This window comes from Streptantibioticus rubrisoli (assembly GCF_024436055.1).
Taxonomy (GTDB): domain Bacteria; phylum Actinomycetota; class Actinomycetes; order Streptomycetales; family Streptomycetaceae; genus Streptantibioticus_A; species Streptantibioticus_A rubrisoli.
Map to the genome: position 1 here is coordinate 307,732 of NZ_JANFNH010000001.1, position 15,485 is coordinate 323,216.

14 protein-coding genes, 1 pseudogene and 1 riboswitch are annotated in these 15,485 nt (G+C 71.9%); of the genes and pseudogenes, 4 read left to right on the forward strand and 11 right to left on the reverse strand.

Annotated elements, in window-relative coordinates; all coding sequences use genetic code 11:
• The first annotated feature begins 82 nt into the window (after positions 1-82).
• Positions 83-994 (forward strand): glutaminase, encoded by a 912-nt coding sequence (locus NON19_RS01525; RefSeq protein WP_255925009.1) that lies wholly within the window; start codon positions 83-85, stop codon positions 992-994.
• 70 nt (positions 995-1,064) lie between these two features.
• Here NON19_RS01525 and NON19_RS01530 read toward each other — a convergent pair whose 3' ends face one another.
• The 3 genes from NON19_RS01530 to NON19_RS01540 form a co-directional block, all read right to left on the reverse strand.
• The gene (locus tag NON19_RS01530) at positions 1,065-1,631 is read right to left on the reverse strand and encodes a DJ-1/PfpI family protein (protein ID WP_255924675.1); all 567 of its coding nucleotides are present in this window, start codon (positions 1,629-1,631) and stop codon (positions 1,065-1,067) included.
• Positions 1,632-1,767: 136 nt separating this feature from the next.
• Entirely contained in the window at positions 1,768-4,482 is a 2,715-nt protein-coding gene (locus NON19_RS01535) for a discoidin domain-containing protein (protein ID WP_255924676.1), read from the reverse strand.
• A gap of 178 nt (positions 4,483-4,660) precedes the next feature.
• Positions 4,661-5,038 carry a hypothetical protein gene (locus NON19_RS01540; RefSeq protein WP_255924677.1) on the reverse strand — a complete coding sequence of 126 codons (378 nt, stop codon included), beginning with the start codon at positions 5,036-5,038 and terminating at the stop codon, positions 4,661-4,663.
• Positions 5,039-5,203: 165 nt separating this feature from the next.
• Here NON19_RS01540 and NON19_RS01545 point away from each other — a divergent pair, with 165 nt between their 5' ends.
• Positions 5,204-5,437, forward strand: a complete 234-nt coding sequence (locus NON19_RS01545; RefSeq protein WP_255924678.1) for a hypothetical protein — start codon at positions 5,204-5,206, stop codon at positions 5,435-5,437.
• A gap of 35 nt (positions 5,438-5,472) precedes the next feature.
• Here the strand turns inward: NON19_RS01545 and NON19_RS01550 are convergent, their stop codons facing one another.
• Positions 5,473-6,330, reverse strand: coding sequence for a patatin-like phospholipase family protein (locus NON19_RS01550; protein WP_255924679.1), 858 nt, complete (start codon positions 6,328-6,330; stop codon positions 5,473-5,475).
• A gap of 119 nt (positions 6,331-6,449) precedes the next feature.
• Between NON19_RS01550 and NON19_RS01555 the strand changes: the two genes are divergently transcribed.
• Positions 6,450-7,004: a GNAT family N-acetyltransferase gene (locus NON19_RS01555; protein WP_255924680.1), complete on the forward strand. Its 555-nt coding sequence runs from the start codon at positions 6,450-6,452 to the stop codon at positions 7,002-7,004.
• A gap of 165 nt (positions 7,005-7,169) precedes the next feature.
• Positions 7,170-8,153 carry a quinone oxidoreductase family protein gene (locus NON19_RS01560; protein WP_255924681.1) on the forward strand — a complete coding sequence of 328 codons (984 nt, stop codon included), beginning with the start codon at positions 7,170-7,172 and terminating at the stop codon, positions 8,151-8,153.
• Positions 8,154-8,374: 221 nt separating this feature from the next.
• Here the strand turns inward: NON19_RS01560 and NON19_RS01565 are convergent.
• The 7 genes and pseudogenes from NON19_RS01565 to hemE form a co-directional block, all read right to left on the reverse strand.
• Positions 8,375-8,731 (reverse strand): annotated as a pseudogene (locus NON19_RS01565) (transglycosylase family protein); the annotation flags it as partial.
• 3 nt (positions 8,732-8,734) lie between these two features.
• Positions 8,735-8,910, reverse strand: a riboswitch (cyclic di-AMP (ydaO/yuaA leader).
• A 294-nt stretch (positions 8,911-9,204) separates the two neighbouring features.
• Positions 9,205-10,092, reverse strand: coding sequence for an MBL fold metallo-hydrolase (locus NON19_RS01570; protein WP_255924682.1), 888 nt, complete (start codon positions 10,090-10,092; stop codon positions 9,205-9,207).
• Between the two features lie 147 nt (positions 10,093-10,239).
• Positions 10,240-11,229 (reverse strand): porphobilinogen synthase, encoded by a 990-nt coding sequence (gene hemB, locus NON19_RS01575; protein ID WP_255924683.1) that lies wholly within the window; start codon positions 11,227-11,229, stop codon positions 10,240-10,242.
• Complete coding sequence (hemC, locus tag NON19_RS01580) at positions 11,226-12,125, reverse strand: hydroxymethylbilane synthase (RefSeq protein WP_255925011.1); 900 nt, start codon at positions 12,123-12,125, stop codon at positions 11,226-11,228. Before hemC ends, hemB begins: the two co-directional genes overlap by 4 nt.
• A gap of 29 nt (positions 12,126-12,154) precedes the next feature.
• A complete protein-coding gene (gene hemA, locus NON19_RS01585; RefSeq protein WP_255924684.1) occupies positions 12,155-13,480 on the reverse strand; it encodes a glutamyl-tRNA reductase in 1,326 nt (441 codons plus the stop codon).
• Positions 13,477-14,430: an oxygen-dependent coproporphyrinogen oxidase gene (gene hemF / locus NON19_RS01590; protein ID WP_255924685.1), complete on the reverse strand. Its 954-nt coding sequence runs from the start codon at positions 14,428-14,430 to the stop codon at positions 13,477-13,479. The genes hemA and hemF overlap by 4 nt, the downstream gene beginning before the upstream one ends.
• Positions 14,427-15,464 carry a uroporphyrinogen decarboxylase gene (hemE, locus tag NON19_RS01595; protein ID WP_255924686.1) on the reverse strand — a complete coding sequence of 346 codons (1,038 nt, stop codon included), beginning with the start codon at positions 15,462-15,464 and terminating at the stop codon, positions 14,427-14,429. Before hemE ends, hemF begins: the two co-directional genes overlap by 4 nt.
• Positions 15,465-15,485 lie beyond the last annotated feature (21 nt).

Genomic DNA, 15,485 nt, shown 5'->3' on the forward strand with positions numbered 1-15,485 from the left:
CTGTCCCTCGCTCGCCGCCACGGCGCGGGCCGGGTGTGCCCGTGGCGCGTGCGGCAGGGACAATGGGCTGGTGAAACACCCCATGGACTACCAGCGGATCCTGCACGACGCGATGGAGGCGGCCCGGCCCGTGCTCGGGCACGGACGGGTCGCGGACTACATTCCGGCGCTCGCCGCGGTGGACCCGCAGGCGTTCGGGATGGCACTGGCGACGATCGACGGCGAGTTCCATGGGGTGGGCGATCATGAGACGCCGTTCTCCATACAGAGCGTCTCCAAGCTGTTCACCCTGGCGCTGGCCCTCGCGGAGGGCGGCGACGGGTTGTGGAAGCGGGTGGGCCGGGAGCCGTCCGGCAACCCCTTCAACTCGCTGATCCAGCTGGAGACCGAGCACGGCATTCCGCGCAACCCGTTCATCAACGCCGGCGCCCTGGTCGTCACCGACGTGCTGCACACCCTGACCGGCGACGCCAGCGGCGCGGTGCGCGAGTTCCTGCGCGCCGAGGCGGGCAACCCGTCGATCGCCACCGACCCGGAGGTGGCCGCCTCCGAGTCGGAGACCGGGCTGCGCAACGCCGCGCTGGCCAACTTCATCGCCAGCTTCGGCAACCTGGACAACCCGGTCGAGACCGTCCTGGAGCACTACTACGCGCACTGCGCGCTGCGCGCGAGCTGCCGTGACCTGGCGCTCGCCGGTGGCTTCCTGGCCCGGCACGGCCTGCGGTCGGACGGCTCACGGCTGCTGACCCGCAGCGACGCCAAGCGGGTCAACGCCGTGATGCTCACCTGCGGCACCTACGACGCGGCGGGCGACTTCGCCTACCGGGTGGGGCTGCCCGGCAAGAGCGGGGTGGGCGGCGCGATCCTCGCCATCATCCCGGCGGTGGGCGCGCTGTGCGCCTGGAGCCCCGGCCTGGACACCGCGGGCAACTCCGTGGGTGCCACGGTGGCGCTGGACTACTTCACCACGGTCACCGGCTGCTCGGTGTTCTGAGCACGGCGAAACGATTCAGGTCGGGCGAATCCACTGCGGCTCGGCAGCGCCCTGAAGGGGCGCGGGCAGGTCAGCCGGTCGGTGCCTTGCTGCGCAGGACCTCGATGAACGCCCGCAGCCACGCCGGGTGGTCGGGCCAGGCGCGGGCGGAGACCAGCACCCCGTCCACCACGGCCTCGCCGTCCTCGTAGTCGGCCCCGGCCGCCGCGACATCCGGTTCCAGCGCGGGGTAGGCGGCGGTGCGTCGGCCGTCCAGCACGCCCGCGGCGGCGGAGATCTGCGGACCGTGGCAGATCTGGGCCACCGGCTTGTCGGTATCGAAGAAGTGCCGCACGATCCGCTGGAGTTCGGGATCGTTGCGCAGGTACTCCGGCGCCCGTCCGCCGGGGATGACCAGCGCGGCGTAGTCGGCCGGGTCCACCTCCGCGAAGGCGAGGTCGGCGGGCCAGGTGTAGCCCGGTTTCTCGGTGTAGGTGTCGAAGCCGTCCTCGAAGTCATGGACGACGAACCGCAGCTTCTTACGCGTCGGCGCCGCGATCTTGACCTCGTAGCCTTCTTCCAGCAGGCGCTGGTACGGGTAGAGCACCTCCAGGGACTCCGCCGCGTCACCGGTGACGAGCAGGATCTTCACCGTCATGGCCAAGCACCGCCTCGTGGTCGTCGTGGTCTGTGCGGGCGCCGCCTCGACGATCGCCGAGGCGGCGCCCGTAATCAACCTCCCCCATCTCGCGGCGCTCCGCAACCGCCTGTGGACAGATAGTGATCGGTACCTGTCAGTCGGCCTGTCGTACCGTCAACTCGGCGATGCCCGGGTGGCTGTCGGCGTCCGCCGCGCGCACCGTCACCCGCACATAGCGGGCCACCATGGCACCCCGTGGCTCCGTCCAGTGCCGCCCGTCGACCGAGACCCGCACGCCGTACGACGCGGGTCGGGTGGCCGTCCACCGCGGCGTGACCGCGGCGATGCGCACCGGGTGGCCGAGGTCGACCGTCAACGTGCCCTCGGTGCCCTGCGGTACCCACGCCGTGGTGGCGCTGCCGTCCACCGCCGCCTCGGCGTACATCCCCGGCTGCGCCGAACTGGCCGTCACCTTCGCGCACCTGGCCGCGTCGGTGGTGGCCGCGAGGTCCGGCCGCCGGGTCTTCAGCACCGCGGGCACTCCCCGGCTCACCACCTGCCTGCCCTGCGCGGTCCGCACGTCGAACGGCCTGCCGCTGGTCAGCCGTACCGTGGTGGCGTGCGCCCCGATGGCGACGTCGAACGTACGGCCCTGCCAGTGCAGCCCCTTGAGCGTGACGCCGCCCGCCAACTGCGGCGGCAGCGTGGGGTCGAGCCGTACCCCGTCGGTGCTCCAGCGCAGCCCGCCAAGGCCGCCCGCGAAGGTCTGCAGGAAGCCGCCCGCCCCGGTCAGGAAGTCCTGTGCGGGCGCGCCCGCCAGCGGGTCCGAGTTTCCCGCCTTGCCGCCGCGCGCCTCGGAGAACTCGTCGAACGGACCGCGCACGAACGGCTCGGCGGAACGCATCAGATACGTGTACGCCGAGCAACCCGGCTCACCGATGGCGGCGGCGTCGATGGCGTGGATGGAGTCCGTCATGGCCGGGCCGTCCGGATCGGTGCGCGCCGCGTAGTAGTCCAAGGTGGCCTGCGCCGAGGTTCCCGGCATCGGCCAGCCCAGCGGATACATCAGCATCACCGTGTCCGCCTGCTTGATCAGCGACCCCTTGTACCCCGCGTACTGCTGGAAGACATGGGTGTCCGGGTCGTACGGGACGCGCAGATGGTCGGCGACGCGCGTCCAGTCGGCGGGTGCCGGGCGGCCGAGCAGCTTGGCCGCCGCGGTGGCGGCGCGCAGCGCGGTCGCGGCACCGGCGTTGGTGAACGCCCCGTCGGTGACGCCGTTGCTGTACTCGTCGGGCCCGGCGACGTTCTTGATGGAGTAGCTGCCGTCGGAGTTGGGCGTGACGCGTCCGGCCCAGAACTGGGCGATGCCGCTCAGTACCGGCCAACCACGCTCGCGCAGCCAGGCGGTGTCACCGGTGGCCTGGTAGTACTGCCAGACGGCGAGCGCGATGTCGCTTTGCAGATGGATCTGGGTGACGCAGTGCGGCGGGCTCCAACTCTGGCACTCCGCCCGCAGGTTGCCCTGGCTGCCGCTCTCCCATGGGTAGAACACCCCCTGGTAGCCGAGTTGCCGCGCGTTGGCGCGGGCGCCCGCCAGGGTCCGGTAGCGGTAGTCCACCACCGACCTGGCCAACTCCGGGTGGTAGGCGAGCAGACTGGGGAACATCCATGTCTCGGCGTCCCAGAACACCAGGCCCGCGTAGTTGTCGCTGCTCAACCCGGTCGGCGCGATGCTGTTGCCGGATCCGGCGCGGACGCTGGAGAGCAGTCCGTACTCCGAGGAGCGCACCCATGACTGCAACTCCGGCTGGCCCGCGACCTCGATGTCGCCGCGCCACAGGCCGCCCCAGGCCGCCGAGTGCGCGGCGAACAGCGCGTCCCAACCGCGCGCCGCCGCCTGCCGGGAGGCGGCCACGGCCGAGTCGTTTGGATCGTGCGAGGTGAGCGCGGTGTCGACGCCGACGTACTTGGTGAGCGTGTACGTCCGGCCACCCTGAACCGGGAACGCGGTTGCCTGACGTCCCGTCAACTCCTCTCCGTCCTGGCCGAGTCGGGACGGGTGGACGTTGGGGCTGGCGCTCAGTGTTGAGGCGACGGCGCCCGCCGTGCCGGTGCCGTCGGCGCGGAACCCGACCCGCTGGGTGCGCCCCTGCGAGCGGACACCGGTGGCGGAGAGCATCCGGGCGCCACGGCCGTCGATCAGGCCGGTGACGGTCGTCTGGCCACTCCAGTGCGGTGTCATCCGCAGCCGTACGGCGCCCACGTGCTGGTCGGCGCGGTCGGCGAAGACGTCATAGACCAGATCGGTCGCCCTGCCATCGCTCGCGGTCCAGGTCAGCGAGGTGCGCACCAGGCCGCACCGCAGATAGAGGGCCTGCCGGTAGTGCGAGACGCGGCCGGTCGGGGTGTCTCCGTCGAACGTCTCACCGCCGGTGCCGACCGTCATCCCGGTCCAGGTCGGCAGCGCGGCGATCACCTGGCGGTCGCTGGTGGTCTGCTTGTTGTGCGCGTACAGGCCCGAGACGAACGAGCCGTCATAGCGGGGGCTGTACAGCGGCCAGCCGGTCTTGGCGGCGGAGGCGAAGTAGCCGCTGCCGGTTGCGGGCACCCGCTGGCCCAGATAGCCGTTGCCGACGAAGGCGTGGTAGCTGTCCTTGGGGTCGATGGCGGTGGAGGTGAGCGTCCAGCCGGGATCCGACGTGGTGCAGGAACGGTCGGCGGGCGGGTCCGGCCGGTCGGCGGCGGTGGCTACCGGTGGGGCTGTGGGTGCGGCCGCGATGAGCAGTGCCGCGAGCGCGGGGGTGGTGGGTCGTATCCATCGGTGCAGGCGGGTGCGGCGCGCTCGCGGCGCCGGGGGGTTGCTCATCGTCGTCCGTTCTCGCTTTCCCTCTGTTCGTGATCACCAGCGAAGGGTGGCAGCGAACATAAAGGGATGAACGTAGAGCGTCAACGACCGACGCTCTACGTTCAAAAAGTGAACGGACGTATGGTGATGTGGAGTTCGGACTTCTACCGAACCCGGCGCGCCATCATCTGGCGGACCGTCAACGCGGACGCGTGGATTCGATGCGGAGTTGTACGTCGATCTCCTGGTCGCCGTGGATCAGGCCGTGCTCCGCCACGCTGAACGAGTCCCCGAGGGCGTGTTCCACCTTGCGCACCGCGTCCGGGCAGCCCTGCAGATCGGCGGTTACCGGACCGGTCAGCTCCCTGGCGGCGGAGTGCGGCCCCTCGGCCGACACGTCGAAGCTCTCGATCCATGCGGTCTGCCCGCCCTGCCGCGTGCTGATCGGCGACCCCGGAGCGCCGCCGGGGGTGGCCGGGAAAGCGGTGTTGAGCGAACGGAACACCGTGTCGGCGTCCTGGGCCGCGCAGTCGTTGAGCACCACGGTCACCTGCGCCGCATCCTGCTGGGTGGTCATCTTGGACGCTCCTTCGCTGAGACGCTCCTCACTGCGATGGGACGGGGGTTCCGCCCATAACCGACGGTAAGCCCGCGTCGGCCAGGGCGCCCGACGGACCGCGGCGGCGACCGTACCGAGAGGGCAGCCACAGCGGAGCGGCACCCGGTGACGTATGGTGCCCGGATGTCCGAAAACCACGGTGAAGACATGAGTGAAATGCCGGAAGTGATCCAACTGTCGAAGAAGGCGGCAATGACGGAGTCGACGCAGGCCGCCGCGTCGCAGGCCGCGCGGGAGGAGCCCAGGTCGCTGACTCCGGTGTTCAACGCACTGGTTCGGGAGTGGCGGGCCGAAGGCCGCGACATCCCGCTGCGACATAACCCGGCGGCCGCCACGCTGGCACGCGGTGCCGCGTAACAGCCGCCCGAGCAGCAATCGGCGAAGCGGTACGTTCAGGAACGGGTGCCCCGCCAAACGTCGTTGACCAACCGAGCGATGGCGGGCGCCTGTTCGCGACCGGCCCGCGCGGCGTCGGCGCGCTTCGCCGGGTCGAGCGCGTTGCGGCCCATCGCCTCACGCGCGCGTCCGTCCGGTGTGATCACGGTGACCCGCGCACCGTCGCGGCGCAGCCGGTCGGCCTGCTGGTGGGGGCCGGGCATCAACGGCGTGTGCAGGGGCAGCGGGGCAATCACCACCACCCGGCGGAAGCCATGTGCCAGGTCGGCGTTCGCGCTGCTGCGCACGCCGCCGTCCATCCACTGGCGGCCACCGATGGTCACGCACGGCCACACCCCCGGAACCGCGCAACTCGCGGCGACCGCGTCCACCAGCTGTGCCCCGTTGCCGCTGTGGAACGCCGCGAACCCGCCGGTGTGCGCGTCCACCGCTGTGACCAGCAGCCGCCGCTCACGCGGCCACTCGGTCGAGGTGAGCCGGGACTCGATGACCTTGCGCCGCTCCGCCTCCGGCCCGGTCCGCGCGGCGAGTGCCATCCGGCCGATGCGCCTGCGCGCGGCGCGAACGTCGGGCGAGGTCAGCGCGCTGCGGGCCATCGTGAGGACGGCGCGTTTGCCGATCGCCGCCGCGATCTCCCCGTGCGGCGGGGCGAGTTGGCGTTGGTACAGGGTCTCCAGCGGGGTGCCGGAGGTGAGTTGGGCGCCGACGACGGAACCGGCCGATGTGCCGATCACCACCTCCGCGTCGCCCAGGTCGAGCCCGGCGTCCGCCAGCCCGGTGAGCAGCCCCAACTCCCAGGCGACTCCGGTGACTCCGCCGCCGCCCAGCACCAGTGCCCGCTCGCCCCTGCCCAACCCGGCCTCCCTCGGTATCCGCGCCACAGTACTGCGGCGCGGGTCGGTCCACGAGAGGGCGGCCCCCACAGGCCGAGGCAGCGGGCGGCCCCAGGCCCCCGCGGGTAGCGTCTTCGGGCATGGAGACGACGCTGCACGGCACCCTGGTCACACTGCGGCCGGTGACGGCCGCCGACATCCCGGCACTGGCGCGGATCCGCGCCACGCCCGAGGTGCGCCGGTGGTGGCGCGGGGGCGACGACATGGTGGCGGCGGTGCGGGAGGATCTGGCGGAACCGGGCGTCCAGCACCTGGCGATCGAGTGCGAGGGTCGCGTGGTCGGCGCGATCCAGTGGGCGGCCGAGACGGAGCCGGACTATCGGCACGCCAACATCGACATCTACCTGGATCCGGCCGTACACGGCCGTGGAGTGGGTACGGACGCGGTGCGCACCCTGGCGCGGCACCTGATCGTCGCGCATGGCCACCACCGGCTGGTGATCGACCCGGCGGCGGACAACGCCGCCGCGATCCAGTGCTACCGCAACGTCGGTTTTCGGCCAGTCGGCATCATGCGGCAGTACGAGCGCGGCGAGGACGGCACCTGGCACGACAGCCTGTTGATGGACCTGCTGGCGGACCAGCTGACCCAGGACGCTGGCGGCCGCAACGCCGGGCGGACACAACGGAGTTGACCGAACCTGCCGGACCCGCCACACCGTCGCCTTCCGGTCCGCCGGGTCATCCGCGGCGCCGTGGTCCATGCGGGACGCCCTACCGGTTGTTCGATGGTTCACGTACTATCGTGGCCCAGTAGTTCGTAGATCATCGAACTTCACATGCGGGGAGGAAGTGTCGCCATGCGCGCGATCGTGGTCGAGGAGCTCGGTGGGCCCGAGGTGCTGCGGGTGCGGGAGGTCGCCGAGCCGGAGCCGGGGCCGGGGGAGGTGGCCGTCCAGGTGGCGTGGGCCGGGGTGAACTTCGTGGAGATCAAGATGCGCGGCAGCGGGTATCTGGCGTCCGCGCCGCCGTTCACCCCGGGACTTGAGGTCTCCGGGACCGTCAAGGCGGTCGGCGCCGGGGTCACGGGGCTGGCCGTGGGGCAGCGGGTGACGGCGCTGACCCTCGTCGGCGGCTACGCGGAGACCGCCGTGGTCTCCGCCGCGCTGACCTTCCCCGTGCCCGAGGGCGTGGGCCTGCGGCTGGCGGCCACACTGCCGACCGTGCTGCCGACCGCCCACGCCCTGGTGCACGAGGTCGGGCGGTTGCGCGCGGGCGAGGCCGTACTGGTGCAGTCCGCGGCGGGCGGCGTCGGCACCGTCGTCGGGCAGATCGCGAAGCGGGCCGGGGCGGGCGCCGTCTACGCGGTGGTCTCCCGTCCCGACAAGGTCGACTACGTCCGCAGGCAGGGGTACGACGAGGTCTTCGTCGGGGACGGCTGGGCGGACCAGGCACGTAAGGCCACCGCGGGACGCGGTGTGGACCTGCTGCTGGATCCGGTGGGCGGCCGCACCTGGCACCAGGGGCTGGAGCTGCTGTCACCGTTCGGCCGGGCGGTCTCGTTCGGCAACGCCAGCGGCGAGCAGCCGTGGACGTCGGGCTTCGACACCCTTGCGCCCGGCGGCTACGGGGTGTACGGCTTCAGCCTCTACGGCCTGGCCGAGACCGCGCCCGACGCGCTACGGCGACTGGCCGACCGGGCGCTGTGGCTGGCCGCCGACGGCACGGTGGAGCTGCCGATCAGCCATGAACTGCCGCTGCACGAGGCCGCGCAGGCGCATCGGCTGATCGAATCCCGCACTACCACCGGCAAGTTGGTGCTGCGGGTCGGCGGACAGCGGTAGCGCGGCGGTTTTCTGGAAGTGCCGCGATGTGCCGTGGATCGGCTGCGGCGCGGTCGTGGCTGGTCGCGCCCACGCGGCGGAGGCGGAGATGAGCACAGCCCCGCGCCCCTTCGGGGGATGCCGGACGGCCGCGGTCTTCAGCCGCCGCAGGGGTCAGCCCCACGGCGTGGACCGGCGGGTGAGCGGGGCCGGTGTGGGCCGTGGGGCTGGGGGGCTTACTTGAGGCCGCCTGCCTTGGCGCACTGCCAGGCGCCGGGGCCCTGCATGGCCAGCAGCTTGTTGGCGACGGTGATCTGCTGGTCCTTGGTGGCGTAGTCGGCGCGCGGGGCGTACTTCAGGCCGCCTGCGGCGGCCCAGCTGGACGGCGAGAACTGCAGGCCGCCGTAGTGGCCGTTGCCGCCGGTGTTGTGGTTGGACCAGTTGCCGCTGGACTCGCACTGGGCAACCCGGTCCCAGGTGGCGGAGGAGGCGGCCGAGGCGGTGGTCGATGCGAGGACCGGCAGGCAGATCGCGGTGGTGGCGACACCGGCGAGTGCGGTGAGACGGGTGGTCTTGGAGGCGCGGCGCAGCTTGAGCATGGGTGGGTTCCTCACCGACGCCTGCGAGGTCAGCTGTCGGGTTCGGGCCAGTGAGTGCCCGGTCGCGGCCGTGAAGGCGCACGACTTCACCCCGAGCCGGTCCCGGTTCCCCTCAGGTGGGGTGCGGTTCCGGCAGCGAACCTTGGGTCCCCCGCTCCTGCCTTCGGCGCTGTTCGCGTCGACTGTTCCCGTCGGTCGGCGGCAGGACTCGGCGTTCCAACCAGCGGGGCCCGCGGAAGCGGGCGATGTCGACAGAAACATGCGCTTCCGGAAGACGGCAAGAGCCCCTCAGCGGGATCAAGCGGGCATCCGGTGATACGGGAATAGAGGAATCCGCAGGTCAGAGGGTGTGAAATCCGGAAATCGAGCTATTAGTCCGATTTGCCGGGGAGAGGTAAGTCACACCCCCGACCCCCCTCGTACCCCTGTCAATGTGGCCTGGCCCACACTTCGCCAGCGCCCCGGGCGCCCCCTCACCACCGCACCGCGGTGAAGTCGACGGGCTCGGGCCGCAGCGCCCGCACCCGCTTGGCCAGGCCCCGCATCCGCTCTGCCATCTCGTCGGCGGGCAGGTACTGGCGGTCGCCGTGCCCCGGCAGCAGCCACTCGAAGCGCAGCCGGTCCACGCTGCGAGCCAGCGAGGCCGCCAGCGCCTCGATGGAGTACCAGGTGACGCTCTGCGCCACCTCCACGTCCTGAGTGCCCCGCGACCAGTAGAAGCTGTCGCCGCTGAAGCAGTACCGCTCGTCCGCCACGTACAGCACGCTGCCCTCGGTGTGCCCGGGCAGCGGATGGGCGACGACGCCCGGCGCGACCTCGAACGGATCGGTGCCGCGCAGCACGCGGTCGGCGTCCGGGGCGTACGCCAGGTCGCCCTCGTGGATCCACAGCCGGGCACCGAACCGGTCGGCGTACCGGCGGCCGTGCGCCACATGGTCCCGGTGGGTGAGCAGCACGTCCGTGACCGGACCCAACGCCTCGTATCTGTCGGCCAGTTCGGCGCTCCAGCGCGGCGTGTCGACCATCAGGTTCCCCGAACGGCGAACCAGCAGGTAGGAGTTGGCGCCCGCGGTCCGCCGCGAGTTGTGCCCGCAGAAGTACAGACCCTCGTCCAGGCGCAGTGGATAGGGGTCGAGCGCGGGGTCCAGCCGCCGTAGGGGGTGGCGGATCGAGCGGGTGTGGCAGGCGTACGCGGCGGCGTGCAACTGCCGCAGCTCCTCGGCGTTCCGCGGCTGGTGCAGGATCCGCGAGACCCCTTCGGCCTCGCCGATCAGCCCGGGGGCGAGTTGCCGCGCCACATCGCAGTTCGTGCAGCGGTCATCCACGTACCAGCCGCCAGGTTCGGACGGTGCGTTGGGCATGCGGGGACTCCTTCTCCGACTTCCGTGCTGGGGAGGGCGACGACCGGTGATCGATTGCCCGATCCATGCATATCGCCTGGAAGGCGGAGAATAGAAGGGGGTGCCGCTCTTGTACTTCGCCGCGGCATCGTCTCTCTCGGCTCTGCCCTATGCGGTCAACTCCCTGGCCACCTCGGCCGCCCAGTAGGTCAGGATGACGGTGGCGCCCGCGCGGCGGATTGAGGTGAGGGTCTCCCGGATGGCGCGGTCACGGTCGAGCCAGCCGCGGGCGGCGGCCGCCTCGACCATCGCCAGCTCACCCGAGACCTGGTAGGCGGCCACCGGGACATCGCACCGGTCCGCGACGGTGCGCAGCACGTCCAGGTAGGCCATGGCGGGCTTGACCATCACCAGGTCGGCGCCCTCGGCCAGGTCCAGCCGCAACTCCCTTACCGCTTCGGCCGCGTTGGCCGGGTCCATCTGGTAGGTGCGGCGGTCGCCGCGCAGTTCGCTTTCCACCGCGTCCCTGAACGGGCCGTAGAAGGCGGAGGCGTACTTCGCCGTGTAGGCCAGGATCGACACGTCGGTGAAACCGGCGCCGTCGAGCGCGGCACGGATCACCGCCACCTGCCCGTCCATCATGCCGCTGGGACCCACCATGTGCACTCCCGCGCTGGCCTGGGCGACCGCCATGGCGGCGTACCGCTCCAGCGTGGCGTCGTTGTCCACCCGGCCTTCGGCGTCCAGCACTCCGCAGTGCCCGTGATCGGTGAACTCGTCGAGGCACAGGTCGCTCATCACCACCAGCGCGTCACCCGCCTCGGCCACGGCCTCGCCGATGGCCCGCTGCAGGATGCCGTCCGGCCGGTCGGCCTGCGAACCGGTGGCGTCCTTGCGGTTCGGCACCGCGAACAGCATCACGCCGCCGATCCCGGCGTCCGCCGCCTCGCGCACCGCCTTGCGCAGCGAGGCCAGGCTGTGCTGGACCACGCCCGGCATGGCGGCGATGGGGCGCGGATCGCTCAGGTCCTCCTTGACGAAGAGGGGCAGCACCAGGTTCCTGGCGTGCAACCGGGTCTCCGCGACGAGATCGCGAACCGCCGCGGTGCCGCGCAGCCGACGCGGCCTGGGTACGGGGTGCAGCGCATCGGAGGTCAACTTCCAGCTCCCGTCGCGAGGTTGTGGTCGGCCAGCAGGGCGTCGGCCAGTGCGTGCGCGGCCAACGTGGCGTCGGCCGGGGGCGTGGCCACCGTGCGCAGGGTGCGGTGCCGCCCGTCGGGCGTGGTGATGACCGCCGACAGCTCCAGTCGCGCCCCCGCCCGCTCGATCCGGGCGTGCGCCCCGACCGGTGCGCTGCACCCAGCCTCCAGCCGGGCCAGCACAGCGCGTTCGGCCGCGGCCGCGACCCGGGTGCCGCGGTCGTCCAGCCTGCCCAGCAGCGCCAGCAGTCCGAGGTCGTCCGTACGGCACTCCACCGCCAGCGCGCCCTGGGCCGGGGCGGGCACGAAGGCGTCCGGGTCGAGCAGTTGGCTCGCCTCGGCCAGCCGGTCCAGCCGGGCGAGCCCCGCGGCGGCCACGATGACCGCGTCCAGCTGCCCGGAACGGACCCGGCCGATGCGGGAGTCGACGTTGCCGCGCAGCGGCACCACCTCCAGCCCGGGATGCGCCCAGAGCAACTGCCCGGCGCGGCGCGGGGATCCGGTGCCCACCCGGGCGCCCGCGGGCAACCGCTCCAGCGTTCGGCCGTCGGCGGTGACGACGGCGTCGCGCGGATCCTCCCGGGCTGGGACGGCGGCGAGGGTGATGCCTTCGGGCAGCGCGGTGGGCAGGTCCTTGTAGGAGTGCACCGCGAAGTCGATCTCCCCGCTCAACAAGGCGGCGCGCACCGCCTGTACGAAGACACCGGTGTTGCCCATCGTGGCGATGGCCGCGTTGCTGGTGTCGCCCTGGGTGGTGATGCCCACGGTGCGTACCGTGGCGCCGCTGGCGGAGCTGAGCGCGGCGGCGAAGGACGCGGACTGGGCCAGCGCCAGGGCGCTGCTGCGGGTTCCCATGCGCAGGAACCGGGTGGACGCCTGAGTGGTCACCGTTCTCCCCCGTTGCTGTTCGGCGCGCCCGCGGTGCCCGCGGGCTCCGGCCCGAAGAGGTCGTGCAGCACTTCGACATAGGTGTGGCCACCGGTTTCGGTGGCCATCTCGCGGAGGCGGACCGTCGGCCGGTGGATCAGCTTGCTGGCGATCCGCCGGGCGGTCCGCTCCACCTCCCCGCGCACCTGCCCGGGCAGCGTGGGCACGCGGTGCAGCAGCCGGTCCACCTCCTCGTCCACCACGGCCATCGCGGACCTGCGCATGGCGACGATGGCCCCGGTCGCGGCGTCCCGGTGGCGCTCGGTCTGGTACGCCCCGGTCTCCGCGGCCACGATGCGGTGGGCCTCGGCGATCGGCACCCGCCGGGAGACCTCCTTGAGCCGGGTCTCCAGCCCTACCAGGTCGATGAGTTGGACGCCGGGCAGTGTGGCGACCGCCGGATCGATGTCCCGGGGCAGCGCCAGGTCGATGAGGACCTTCACCCCGCCGGGCCGCGCGGTGAGCGCGTCCACCACCAACTCCCGGGTGAGAACGGGGTTCCTGGCGCCCGTGGCGGACACCACGAGGTCCGCCCGGCGCAGTGCCTGCGGCAGTTGGGGCCAGGTGGCGGTGTGCACGCCCAGCTCCCGCGCCAGCCGTTCGGCGGTGCGCGCGGTCCGGTTGACCACGGTGATCTCGCTCAGGCCCGCCCGGTGCAGCGCCACCGCGCTCAGGCTGCCCAGGTTGCCGGAGCCGAGCACCAGGGCCCGGTGCCGCTCCAGTGGACCGGCGAGCCGGGCGGCGGCCTCCAGCGCGACGGTGACCAGACAGGACGCGGCGGCGCCGATCCGGGTCTCGTTCTCCACCCGCTTGCCGACCCGCAGCGCCCGCTGGAACAGCCCGTGCAGCACCGGCCCCACGGTGCCGCGCTCATCGGCCAGCTGGTACGCGGCGCGGACCTGGCCGCGGATCTGCTGGTCGCCGATGAGCAGCGAGTCCAGCCCGCTGACCACCGTGAACAGGTGCTCCACAGCCTCTCGTTGCCGTCGTACGCACAACATCGAGCGCAGCTCGGCCGGATCCGCGCCGCCCGCCTGCGCCAGCGCGGCCACGAAGAGGGCCAGCACGGTGTCGGCGGCGTCGGGGTCGTCGGCGGCATCGGCATCGGTATGGACGTACAACTCGGTGCGGTTGCAGGTCGCCAGCAGCACAGCCTCCGGTACGGCGGGGGAGTCGGCGAACCGGTCGAGCAGCCGGATGACGTCCGGTGTGGTGAGCGCGGTCGCCTCCAGCAGGGCCAAGGGGGCGAGGTGGTGGCTGGTGCCCATGCTCAACAGCGTCATCGGCTCGCCCCTTGCCCGATCGCCGCCGAGCGGCTGTCGCCCTCGGCGGCCAGCCAGTCCCTCGGGCGCAGGAAGTCGGCCAGCCGCTCCTCGGCGCTGCCCGGTTCGGTCTGCGGGTGGAAGGTCCAACCGGCCAGTGGCGGAAGGGACATCAAGATGGCGTCGATGTTGCCGCCGGTCTGCAGCCCGAACTGGGTGCCGCGGTCGTAGACCAGGTTGAACTCGACATAGCGGCTGCGCCGGTGCAACTGCCAGCGCCGCTCCCGCTCGCCGTACTCCAGGAGCGTGCGGCGGCGCACGATCGGCAGGTAGCCGGGCAGCAGGCTGGTCAGTCCGTCCTCGACGAAGGCCAGCGCATGGTCCCAGCCGTGCGGCCCGGGTGGACGCAGCCGGTCGAAGAAGATGCCGCCGACGCCGCGGGTCTCCTGCCGGTGCGGCAGGTAGAAGTAGCGGTCGCACTCCTGCTTCGCCGAGGCGTAGAAGCCCGGCTCGAAGCGGTCGCAGCAGTCCTTGAGCGTGCGGTGTAGATGCCGGGCGTCCTCCTCGAAACCGTACGACGGCGTCATGTCCGCGCCGCCGCCGAACCACCAGGTGTCCTGGTCGTTGACCTCGAAATAGCGGAAGTTGGCGTGGAAGGACGGCACCCAGGGGTTGCGCGGATGGACCACCATGGACAGTCCGGTGGCGAAGAAGCCGCCGGTCAGTTCACGTCCGGGCTCGGTGCGGGCGATGGACGGCGGTACCCGGTCGCCGTGCACCGCCGAGACGTTCACCCCCGCCCGCTCGAACACCGCGCCGCCCTCCAGGATCCGGGCCCAGCCGCCGCCTCCCGCTGGGCGCAGCCAGTCGTGCTCCCGGAAGCGTTCGCAGCCGTCGCACTCCTCGAAGGCGGCCACCAGTTGACTTTGCTGGTCCTTGAGCAGGTCCAGCACCTTGCCGCGGTCCCTCACCGGAGCCCCCCGGGTATGGCCGCCGGTTCGCGGTCGAACGACCGCACGGCGTCCACGAGTCGGCTGACGCGGTCGGGCGGGACGTCCGGGCGGATGCCGTGCCCCAGGTTGAAGATGTGCGGTCCGCCGATCCCGTGCCGCAGGACCTCCCGCGCCTGCTCGGCGATCACCTCGGGGGCCGCGGTGAGCACCGCGGGGTCGAGGTTGCCCTGCAGCGTCCGGCCGGGCAGCGCGGGGCGTACCGCGGACAGCGGTGCGCGCCAGTCGACACCGATCACCTCGGCGGGCAGGTCGGCCAACTGGTCCAGCAGGTGGTGGGCGTTGGTCGCGAAGTAGATCCGCGGTACGGACAGATCGCCGATCCCGGCCAGGGCCCGGGCCGCGTAGGGCTGGCCGAAGCGGGCGTGGACCGCGGCGGAGTGCACCCCGGCCCAGGAGTCGAAGAGCTGGACGGCGTGCACCCCGGCGGTGATCTGCGTGCGCAGATAGCGGATGGTGACCTCGGTGAGCTTGTCCAGCAGGGCGTGCGCGGTGCCAGGCTGTTGGTGCAGCCAGGACCGGAAGCCGGGGAACCCCTCGGCGGTGCCTCCGCTTTCCACCAGGTAGGCGGCGAGGGTGAGCGGCGCTCCGGCGAATCCGATCAACGGTACGTGCGTGGCCGCGCGCACCATGGGAATCGCGGCGGCCACGAACGGGGCGATCTCCTCTGCTTCCGGGACGCGCAGTCGCGCCACGTCAGCGGCGGTGCGCACCGGTCGGGCGATCACCGGGCCGGGGGCGAAGTCGATCTCCACTCCCATCGCGGCGAGCGGCACCATGATGTCGCTGAACAAGATCGCCGCGTCGAGATCGAAACGGCGTACCGGTTGCAGTGTCACTTCGGTGACGGCTTCCGGATTGCGGCACATTTCAAAGAATCCGTACCGCTCTTTGACCGCGCGGTACTCGGGAAGGTATCGGCCCGCCTGACGCATGATCCAAATAGGCGCTCGGGCGGTGTCTTTGCCCGACGCGGCGTCCAGAAACAGACTCACCTGCGTTCCCCCAGTCGACAG

Bases quoted from the DNA above. Each gene is read 5' to 3' on its own strand.
- NON19_RS01570 (WP_255924682.1), bottom strand. From the start codon at position 10,092: ATGCCCAACGCACCGTCCGAACCTGGCGGCTGGTACGTGGATGACCGC.
- NON19_RS01540 (WP_255924677.1), bottom strand. From the start codon at position 5,038: ATGACCACCCAGCAGGATGCGGCGCAGGTGACCGTGGTGCTCAACGAC.
- NON19_RS01535 (WP_255924676.1), bottom strand. From the start codon at position 4,482: ATGAGCAACCCCCCGGCGCCGCGAGCGCGCCGCACCCGCCTGCACCGA.
- NON19_RS01560 (WP_255924681.1), top strand. From the start codon at position 7,170: ATGCGCGCGATCGTGGTCGAGGAGCTCGGTGGGCCCGAGGTGCTGCGG.
- NON19_RS01530 (WP_255924675.1), bottom strand. From the start codon at position 1,631: ATGACGGTGAAGATCCTGCTCGTCACCGGTGACGCGGCGGAGTCCCTG.
- NON19_RS01525 (WP_255925009.1), top strand. From the start codon at position 83: ATGGACTACCAGCGGATCCTGCACGACGCGATGGAGGCGGCCCGGCCC.
- hemA (WP_255924684.1), bottom strand. From the start codon at position 13,480: ATGACGCTGTTGAGCATGGGCACCAGCCACCACCTCGCCCCCTTGGCC.
- NON19_RS01545 (WP_255924678.1), top strand. From the start codon at position 5,204: ATGTCCGAAAACCACGGTGAAGACATGAGTGAAATGCCGGAAGTGATC.
- NON19_RS01555 (WP_255924680.1), top strand. From the start codon at position 6,450: ATGGAGACGACGCTGCACGGCACCCTGGTCACACTGCGGCCGGTGACG.
- hemC (WP_255925011.1), bottom strand. From the start codon at position 12,125: ATGGGAACCCGCAGCAGCGCCCTGGCGCTGGCCCAGTCCGCGTCCTTC.